Annotated in this window: 8 protein-coding genes; 4 read left to right on the top strand and 4 right to left on the bottom strand. The window is 67.4% G+C overall.

Going from position 1 to position 8,434, the window contains the following annotated elements; genetic code table 11:
• Nucleotides 1-35 precede the first annotated feature (35 nt).
• The 3 genes from ALII_RS0119930 to ALII_RS0119920 are packed head-to-tail and all read right to left on the bottom strand — an operon-like array spanning nt 36 to nt 4,746.
• On the bottom strand, nt 36-2,846 hold the full coding sequence (locus ALII_RS0119930) for a DUF4159 domain-containing protein (protein ID WP_024588977.1): 2,811 nt from the start codon (nt 2,844-2,846) through the stop codon (nt 36-38).
• A complete protein-coding gene (locus tag ALII_RS0119925) occupies nt 2,846-3,742 on the bottom strand; it encodes a DUF58 domain-containing protein (protein WP_024588976.1) in 897 nt (298 codons plus the stop codon). Before ALII_RS0119925 ends, ALII_RS0119930 begins: the two co-directional genes overlap by 1 nt.
• Nucleotides 3,742-4,746, bottom strand: a complete 1,005-nt coding sequence (locus ALII_RS0119920) for a MoxR family ATPase (protein WP_024588975.1) — start codon at nt 4,744-4,746, stop codon at nt 3,742-3,744. The genes ALII_RS0119925 and ALII_RS0119920 overlap by 1 nt, the downstream gene beginning before the upstream one ends.
• Before the next feature lie 109 nt (nt 4,747-4,855).
• On the opposite strand from ALII_RS0119920, the gene ALII_RS0119915 reads away from it, so the two are divergent.
• From ALII_RS0119915 to ALII_RS0119905, 3 genes are read left to right on the top strand one after another with little or no spacing between them, the layout of a single operon-like run.
• Nucleotides 4,856-5,479, top strand: coding sequence for a DUF1285 domain-containing protein (locus ALII_RS0119915; protein ID WP_029660756.1), 624 nt, complete (start codon nt 4,856-4,858; stop codon nt 5,477-5,479).
• 4 nt (nt 5,480-5,483) lie between these two features.
• Nucleotides 5,484-6,107, top strand: coding sequence for a CoA pyrophosphatase (locus ALII_RS0119910; RefSeq protein WP_024588973.1), 624 nt, complete (start codon nt 5,484-5,486; stop codon nt 6,105-6,107).
• Entirely contained in the window at nt 6,104-7,369 is a 1,266-nt protein-coding gene (locus ALII_RS0119905) for a CCA tRNA nucleotidyltransferase (RefSeq protein WP_024588972.1), read from the top strand. Before ALII_RS0119910 ends, ALII_RS0119905 begins: the two co-directional genes overlap by 4 nt.
• Here ALII_RS0119905 and ALII_RS0119900 read toward each other — a convergent pair.
• Nucleotides 7,366-7,551, bottom strand: coding sequence for a DUF1059 domain-containing protein (locus ALII_RS0119900; protein ID WP_024588971.1), 186 nt, complete (start codon nt 7,549-7,551; stop codon nt 7,366-7,368). The two genes, ALII_RS0119905 and ALII_RS0119900, sit on opposite strands and share 4 nt — an antisense overlap.
• Before the next feature lie 173 nt (nt 7,552-7,724).
• Here ALII_RS0119900 and ALII_RS0119895 point away from each other — a divergent pair, with 173 nt between their 5' ends.
• The gene (locus ALII_RS0119895; RefSeq protein ID WP_024588970.1) at nt 7,725-8,348 is read left to right on the top strand and encodes a L,D-transpeptidase; all 624 of its coding nucleotides are present in this window, start codon (nt 7,725-7,727) and stop codon (nt 8,346-8,348) included.
• Nucleotides 8,349-8,434 lie beyond the last annotated feature (86 nt).

Here is an 8,434-nt window from a genome sequence, read left to right as displayed (position 1 = left end):
CGACGGAGTGGGGGTGGTTCCGGTGATCAAACGCATCACTGCCCCAACCTCTCCAAAATCGACGGCACGTGAACCTGATCCGACTTATAATTCCCCGTCAGCATGTACATCATGATGTTCACCCCCGCCCGATACGCATAGACGCGCTGCATCGGGTCGGCGGGTACGGTCGGCAGCATGGGCGCGCCGTTGGCGCCGATGGCCCAGGCGCCGGCTAGGTCGTTGGCGGTGATCATGATCGGCGTCACGCCATCGCCGACGCGCACCGGACGGTCGGCCGCCTCCTCCAGTGTCTGCGACGCCTCGACCCAGAGCGGGCTGCCGTTGAAGCGGCCGGGGAATTCGGGGAGGATGTAGAATGCCTTGGTCAGCACGTGGTCGTCCGGCACCGGCTCCAGCGGCGGCACGTTCATGTTGGCGAGGATGTCGCGCAGGCGCATGGTCGACGGGCTTGCCGAACCGGCATCGAACCCGGCGCCGAACTGGTCGCGCGTGTCGAACAGCACCGTCCCGCCATCCTGCATATAGGCGTCGATCCGCGCCAGCGCGGCCTCCGACGGCATCTCGCCGCCCTCGTCGATCGGCCAGTAGATCAGCGGATAGAAGGCAAGCTCGTCCTCGGCGATGTCGACGCCGACAGGCTCGCCCGGTTCCAGCGCCGTCTTGTCGGTCAGGAAGCGGCCGAGCCCCTCGAGCCCCGCGCGGCTGATCGCGTCGATGGAACTGTCGCCGGTCAGCACATAGGCAATGCGCGTCTGGCTGATCGCCGCGATGGCCTCCTCGTCACCCGGCTGGATGTCGCCCTCTTGAGCATAGGCATCCGGCATCGAAATCGCGCCCATCAACGCCAGCGCCAGAGCGGCGGGCACAGCCCGCGCAGCGCGCGGCCGGCGCAGCTTGCCGCCGAGCCACAGCACCGCCAGCGTGTCGAGAATCATCAGCGCCAGCGCGATGGCAAAGAGCGGCCCACGCAGATCCACCTGCTCGTCGAAGCCATAGGCGACGTCGCGCACGAGAAGCGGCGTCTGAGGTCGCGCGATCGGCTCCAATACCGCATCTTGAGGCAGGAGATTGTGCGCCACGACGCCTTCCTCGCTGCCGTAAAGGCCCGGCGGATTTTCCAGCGTCACCGGCGCATCGGCGGAAACGGCCAGCGGCCGCGCATCCGGCGTCGGCGGCACCAGGCTGCCTTCGGCGGCGATCAGGCGGTAGGGCGGCAGCGTCGCCTCGCCATTGCCCGCCTGCGCATTCGCCGGCCCCTGATTGCGCGACAGTTGAACCAGCCGGCGCAACAACTCGACGAAGGAGCCCGAGATCGGCAGGTTCGACCATGTCGCCTGCGGCGTGATGTGGAAGAGCGCCAGCGTGCCGTCGCCGCGCCGCGCGCCGGTGACGAGCGGCGTGCCGTCGGCAAGATTGACCCAGCTTCGCTCGACGATGTCGGCGGTCGGCTCCGCCAGCACCTGCCGCGACACGGTCACGTCGGTCGGCGGCGTCAGATCGGCGAAGGGCGAGCCCTGCGGATATTCGGCGATGGCCTGCGGCTCGGTCCAGGACAAGGTGCCGCCCAAAGCGCGCTCGCCGATCCGCAGGCGCACCGGCAACAGGTCCTCGTCCGGCTCGGCGGCGGCAAGGCGCGGGCCGGCGAAGCGCACCAGCGTGCCGCCGCCCTCGACCCATTCGGTCATCGCCGCATGCGCTTCGTCCGGTAGCGTGCCGACATCGGCCATCACGATCATCGCCGGCCGCTGCTCAAGCAGTTCGGGAATGGCCGAGCCGAGATCGGCGCTCGTCGGCTCGACGAGGTCGGCGAAGGGCGCCAGCGCCCGGCTGATATAGTAAAGCGGTGATAGAAGCGGCTGCGCCTCGTCGCCGTCGCCCTGCGCGATCAGCCCGACACGGCGGCGGCGCGAATTTTCATCCAGAACGCGCACCGCGCCCGCCTGCGCCTCGCCGTCGACGGCGATGGAATCGAAATCGTTTCGCAATTCGAACGGCACGGTGAAGGCTGCCGTCGCCGCCGCTTCGCCCGCACCGAAGGACAGTTCCGCCTCCGCGATCCGCCGGCCGCGATCGTCGAGCGCGGCGATAAGCGCCTGGCGCGGGCCGGCATCGCTCGTCGGCCGCACGGCCTCGACGACGAAGGCGTCAGGCTCGTTCGCGGTCCCCGTCAGGCCGATTTCGGTCACGCCCTGCGGCGTCGCCCAGATCAGCCCGCCGGCATTGGCAAGAAGCCTGTCGAAGGCCGCTTCGTCCGCCTCGCTCGCCAGCCCGTCCGACAGCACGGCGACGGAGGCGTTCGGCACGTCGCCCAGCGCCGCTGCGACCCGCTCATAGGTCGCCGCGCGGTCCACCGGGACGGGGCGCGCCTCGGCTGCGTTCAGCCGCTCGCGCGCCGCTTGTGCATCGAAGGGGCCGATCTCGGCATTGGGCGCATCGACGGTGAAGGCGAGCAGCACGGGGGCGCTTTCCGCCTCGGCATCGGCGATCAGCCGCTCGGCGGTCGCGACCCGCATCGCCCAGTCCGGTGCCGACGCCCAGCCATTGTCGACGACGATCGCCACCGCATTGCCGCCGGTCGAGATGCGCTCGCGCGGATTGAACACCGGCTCGGCCAGCGCGAAGATGATCAGCGCCGCCATCGCGAGCCGCAACAGCGTCAGCCACCAGGGGCTCTGGTGCGGCGTCTCTTCCTTGCGCAGCACGCGCGCCAGAATGCGCAGCGGCGGAAAGGCTTCCGTCTGCGGCTTGGGCGGCGTCAGGCGCAACAGCCACCAGATCACCGGCAGGGCGATGAGCCCGGCCAGCACCGCCGGCAGCCCGAAGGAGAGCGGCAGGAACCCCATCAGCGGCCCCCCTGGCTCATCGCCAGATGCACGCGCACCAGCGCGTCGGAGGCCAGCTTGTCGGTGTGGTTCACCGTGTAGCTCCAGCTTAGCTTGCGCGCCCAGGCGGACAGCTCGTCACGCCGCGCGGTGTAAAGGTTGCGGTAGTCCTCGCGCAGCGTCTCGGCGCGTCCCGCCGTCAGCTTGGTGCCGGTCTCCGGGTCCTGGAATTCGGTGCGGCCCGAATAGGGAAACTCCTCTTCCGCCGGGTCGGAAATCTCGATCAGATGCGCGCGCACGCCGCGCGTCGCCAGCACATCCAGCCATTCGCGCGTCTCCTCGACGGGGTCGAGGAAGTCGGAGATCAGCACCACGTCGGAAAAGCGTTTCATCGTCGAAAGGTCGGGCCGTGTCGGCAGATGCGCCGCGTGCATCATCTGTGCCGCCAGCCGCTCGGCGCCGTTGCGCGCCGAAAACGGATCGGTCAGGCCGGGCCAGGCGATCCGCTCGCCTGAGCGCGACAAAAGCTCGGCCAGCGCCAGCGCCAGAACCAGCGCGCGCGATTCCTTCGAAACGCTCGCCGTCTTCGACTGGTAGAGCATGGAGGCGGACGGATCGGCCCAAAGCCACACGGTGTGCGCCGCCTCCCATTCGCGGTCGCGCACATAGGTGTGGTCGTCGCGGGCCGAGCGCCGCCAGTCGATCCGGGCGATCGCTTCGCCGTCGACATAGGGCCGGAACTGCCAGAAATTCTCGCCGATGCCGCGCTTGCGCCGGCCATGCCAGCCGGCGATCACCGTGTTGACCACCCGCCGCGCCTCGATCAGCAGGTCGGGCACCAGCGCCGCGCGAACGCGGGCGCGGGCCAGCGCGTCGCGCGGGGCGACGGCAGGGCTGACCGCACCGAGCGAAGCCATCAGACCGCCTTTGCGAGCCGCGCGATCACGTCGCGTACCGTCATGCCTTCCGCCCTTGCGGCGAAAGTCAGCGCCATGCGGTGCTGCAGCACCGGTTCGGCAAGGTCGCGCACGTCGTCGATCGAGGGCGCGAGCCGTCCGTCATAGAGCGCGCGGGCGCGGGCGCACAGCGTTAGCGCCTGGCTGGCGCGCGGGCCGGGGCCCCACGAGACGTGGCGGTCGGTCTCCGCATCGCCCGAGCCGGGCCGCGCCGAGCGCACCAGTTTCAGGATCGCGTCGACCACGCTTTCGGGCACCGGCATGCGCCGGATCAGCGCCTGCACGGTCTTCAGCCGCGCCGCATCCAGCACATTCTCGGCCTTCTGGTCGTTGACGCCGGTCGTTTCGATCAGGATGCGCCGCTCGGCTGCAAGCTCGGGATAGTCGATGTCGATCTGCATCAGGAACCGGTCGAGCTGCGCTTCGGGCAGCGGGTAGGTGCCTTCCTGCTCCAGCGGGTTCTGCGTCGCCAGCACGTGGAAGGGTGAGGGCAGGTCGTGCCGCGCGCCGGCGACGGTCACGTGATATTCCTGCATCGACTGCAACAGCGCCGACTGCGTGCGCGGCGAAGCGCGGTTGATCTCGTCGGCCATCAAAAGCTGCGCGAAGATCGGCCCCTTGAGAAAGCGGAAGGAGCGCCGGCCGGTCTCGTCCTGTTCCATTACCTCGGAGCCGAGAATGTCGGACGGCATCAGATCCGGCGTGAACTGGATGCGCCGTCCGTCGAGGCCGAGCACGATACCGAGCGTCTCGACGAGCTTGGTCTTGGCAAGGCCGGGCACGCCGACGAGCAGCCCGTGGCCGCCGGCCAGAATCGCCACCAGCGTCTGCTCGACCACCTGCTCCTGGCCGAAAATAACCTTGCCGACCGCCTGGCGCACCTTGCCGATTTCAGCCAGCGCGCGCTCGGCTTCGGCCACCATCTCGGTCTCGCTCATCGCTGGTTCCTTGATGGTCAGGCTCATGTCGTCGTCCTTGGGCTTGGGGCAATTCACGCCTTGGCGCAACCGGCGCGATCAACTTAAATGGTACGCCTGTGCTGACAAGCGAAACAACAGTGACTATTTCGTGACGATGACCGATGCACAGAAAACGGCTGGCCTTGCCGCAGCGACCGACAGCGCAGGCCTCGAAGCGCTCATTTCCCGCGCCGCGCGCGCCGGCAAGGGCGCGGCGCCCGTCGACAAGTGGAACCCCGATTTCTGCGGTGATCTCGACATGGAGATCAAGGCGGATGGCACCTGGTTCTACATGGGAACCCCCATCGGCCGCATGCCGCTCGTCCAGCTTTTCTCCTCCGTCCTGCGCAAGGACGAGGACGGCAACACCTATCTCGTCACCCCGGTCGAAAAGGTCGGCATCCGGGTCGAGGACGCGCATTTCCTCGCCGTCGAGATGGACGTTTCCGGCAGCGGGGAGGGGCAGGTGCTGACCTTCCGCACCAATGTCGGCGACGTCGTCGAGGCCGGCGCCGAGCATCCGCTGCGATTCGTCGACGAGGACGAAACCGGCGGCCTGAAGCCCTATCTCCATGTCCGCGGCCGGCTCGAAGCGCTCGTCGCGCGGCCGGTCATGTACCAGCTTGCCGAGATCGGCGAGGAGATCGACGTGGATGGCCGCGCCATGTTCTGCCTGCGCTCGAAGGGCGAGATCTTCCCCGTCATGCCGATTGCGGAGCTCAACCGTCTTGCGGGCTGAAACATTGGACGCGCCCCTGTTTTCGGCCGCCGATTTCCGCAGCCGCGCCGCGCGCGAACAGGCGCCGCATGAGGGCACTGACTATGGCGACCACAGCCTCAATCCCGATCTGCGCCACCTGATCGTCCACGAGCGGCTGCGCGATGCCGCCGTCATGATCGCCGCCGTCGACCATCCGGACGGCGCGACGATCATCCTGACCAAGCGCACCGAAAAGCTGCGCAGCCATTCCGGCCAGATCGCCTTTCCCGGCGGGCGCATCGATCCGACCGACCCGACACCCGAATTCGCCGCGATCCGCGAGACCGAGGAAGAGATCGGCATCGGCGCCGAGACGATCGAGATCGTTGGCCGGATGCCGGATTACGTTTCCGGCTCGGGTTTCCGCATCTCGCCGGTGCTCGGCATCGCGCAGCCAGGCTTCATGCTGACGCTGAACGAGGACGAGGTCGACGACGCCTTCGAGGTCCCGCTCGCCTTCCTGATGGACCCCGCCAACCACACCCGCGACAGCCGCATCTGGCAGGAGCGCGAGCGCTTCTTCTACACGATGCCCTTCGGCGAGCGGTATATCTGGGGCGTCACCGCCGGCATCATCCGCACGCTCTATGAAAGGCTCTACGCGTGAGCGTTTCCATCTCCGACGCACCGTGGCTGAAGGACAAGGCGCTGCAAAAGCTGCTAGCCGTCCTGTCCGTCGATGGCGAGGAAGCCCGGATCGCCGGCGGCGCGGTGCGCAATGCGCTTCTCGGCGAAGCCGTCACCGACATCGACATCGCCACGACCTGCCTGCCCGACGAGACCGAAAGACGCGCTGCGGCAGCCGGTTTCAAGCCGGTTCCCACCGGCAAGGCGCATGGCACGATCACCGTCGTCGCGCACGGAAAACCGTTTGAAGTCACGACCTTGCGGGCCGACGTCGAGAATCACGGCCGCCACGCCACCGTCGCCTTCGGCCGCGACTGGCAGGTCGACGCCGAACGGCGCGACTTCACCATCAACGCGCTCTACGCCACCGCCGACGGCCAGGTCATCGACCTCGTTGGCGGCATCGCCGATCTCGAAAAGCGCACCCTCCGCTTCATCGGCAATGCCGAGGACCGCATTCGCGAGGATTACCTGCGCATCCTGCGCTTCTACCGCTTCTTCGCCTGGTACGGCTCCGGCCGGCCGGATGCGGAGGGGATCAAGGCCTCGGCGCGGCTGAAAGCCGGCCTGTCGCAGCTTTCGGCCGAGCGCATCTGGGCGGAACTGAAGAAGCTCCTCGCCGCCCCCGACCCGTCTCGCGCGCTGCTCTGGATGCGCCAGTCCGGCGTCCTGACCGCGGTGCTGCCTGAGAGCGAGAAATGGGGCATCGATGCCGTGCCCGGCCTCGTCGCCACTGAGCGGGATCTGGGGTGGCCGGTCGATCCGATCCTGCGTCTCATGTCGATCATCCCGCCGACGGCCGAGCGCGTGGATAGCCTTTCCGAGCGGCTGAAACTGTCGAAGAACGAAGCCAAAAGGCTGCAGGAATGGGCCAGTTTCGGCGAAATACCGGCCGAAACCAGCGAGATTTCGCTCGCAAAGCGCCTGTTTTCGGCCGGTCAACAGCCGGGCGTGGATAAGTTGAAGCTCGCGCTCGCCGCCGCACGCATCCGCGGCGTCCAGAACGACCTCGATCTCGTCGCCGCTGGTCAATATTCGCAATTGCTGAAATATGCCGAAAATTGGATCGCGCCGCAATTTCCGCTCCAAGGGCGCGACCTCGTCGCGCTCGGCGCAGCGCAAGACGAGCGCCTCGGCAAGGCGCTCGCAACGCTCAAGGGTGAGTGGGTCTCGTCGGGCTTCACGCTTGGCCGCGAGGCGCTCGTCGAGCGCGCCCACGGGCTCTTGCAACTGGAAGGCTAGGCAGCCTTCTGCGCATTGGTAATGCGGGAGCGGATGGCCTCGACCATCGTCTCGCGGATCGTGTCCTCGCCATGCGCCTGGCGCATGTGCTCGACTGCGCGGCGCATCACTTCCGCTTCTTCGTCATGCCGTGTGTGCCAGTCGCAACCTGGAACGAGCGAGCCGCAATGAAATTCCTTCATCGGTCTTCTCCCTTCTTGGTAACGTCTAATCATAGCCGACGCGACGTGTGGCGTCGATGCACCTCCAACCTGACGACGGTGCAGAAGTTCCTTCAAAATTCCGTCCGGGAAGGTATCGTTAACCATACGCGTTTACGAAAATCGACAGGGGTTTCTTGGTCAAAGGCAACATCATGTCCATCTCGCGTCGCGGCTTTCTCGCCGGCCTTCCGCTCTTTCTCGCCGGCTGCACGGCCGCCGGCACCGAATATCGAACCGCCATGCTCAACTACGCCGCGCTGCCGGACGAAAGCTTCCCGCTGCGCGCCGTCCCGCTCGAGAAGATCAAGCCGGAACTGCGCCGACAGGAGGTCGCCTTCGAGACCAAGCACAAGGCGGGAACGGTCGTCGTCAACACGCCCGAGCGCCGCCTCTACTATGTGATGGGCAATGGCCGCGCGATGCGCTACGGCATCGGCGTCGGCAAGGAAGGGCTTGCGCTGCGCGGCAACGCCACGGTCGGCCGCAAGGCCGAATGGCCAAGCTGGACGCCGACCGCCAACATGATCAGCCGCGATCCGCGCAACCGCGAGTTCGCCGGCGGGTTGCCTGGCGGCCCTTCCAACCCGCTCGGCGCGCGCGCGCTCTATCTCCACCGCGGCGGCCGCGACACCATGTTCCGCATTCACGGCACCAACCAGCCGCAGTCGATCGGCCATGCCATGTCATCGGGTTGCGTGCGCATGCTCAACCACGACGTGATCGATCTTTACGAGCGCGTGCCGGTGGGGGCGAATGTGGTGGTGATTCAGGCGTGAGCAGCTAAGCTTCAAACGCCGAGCGAACCACCCCCACTCCGTCGCGCTTCGCGCGCCACCTCTCCCCCTGCCCGGGGGAGAGGAAA

The sequence above is a fragment of the Aliihoeflea sp. 2WW genome, from assembly GCF_000497755.1.
Lineage (GTDB): Bacteria > Pseudomonadota > Alphaproteobacteria > Rhizobiales > Rhizobiaceae > Aliihoeflea.
This window is presented reverse-complemented; position numbering and strand designations above follow the sequence as displayed.

Coding starts and splice junctions, on each gene's coding strand:
- ALII_RS0119930 (WP_024588977.1), bottom strand. CDS start 2,846: ATGGGGTTCCTGCCGCTCTCCTTCGGGCTGCCGGCGGTGCTGGCCGGG.
- ALII_RS0119925 (WP_024588976.1), bottom strand. CDS start 3,742: ATGGCTTCGCTCGGTGCGGTCAGCCCTGCCGTCGCCCCGCGCGACGCG.
- ALII_RS0119920 (WP_024588975.1), bottom strand. CDS start 4,746: ATGAGCCTGACCATCAAGGAACCAGCGATGAGCGAGACCGAGATGGTG.
- ALII_RS0119915 (WP_029660756.1), top strand. CDS start 4,856: ATGACCGATGCACAGAAAACGGCTGGCCTTGCCGCAGCGACCGACAGC.
- ALII_RS0119900 (WP_024588971.1), bottom strand. CDS start 7,551: ATGAAGGAATTTCATTGCGGCTCGCTCGTTCCAGGTTGCGACTGGCAC.
- ALII_RS0119895 (WP_024588970.1), top strand. CDS start 7,725: ATGTCCATCTCGCGTCGCGGCTTTCTCGCCGGCCTTCCGCTCTTTCTC.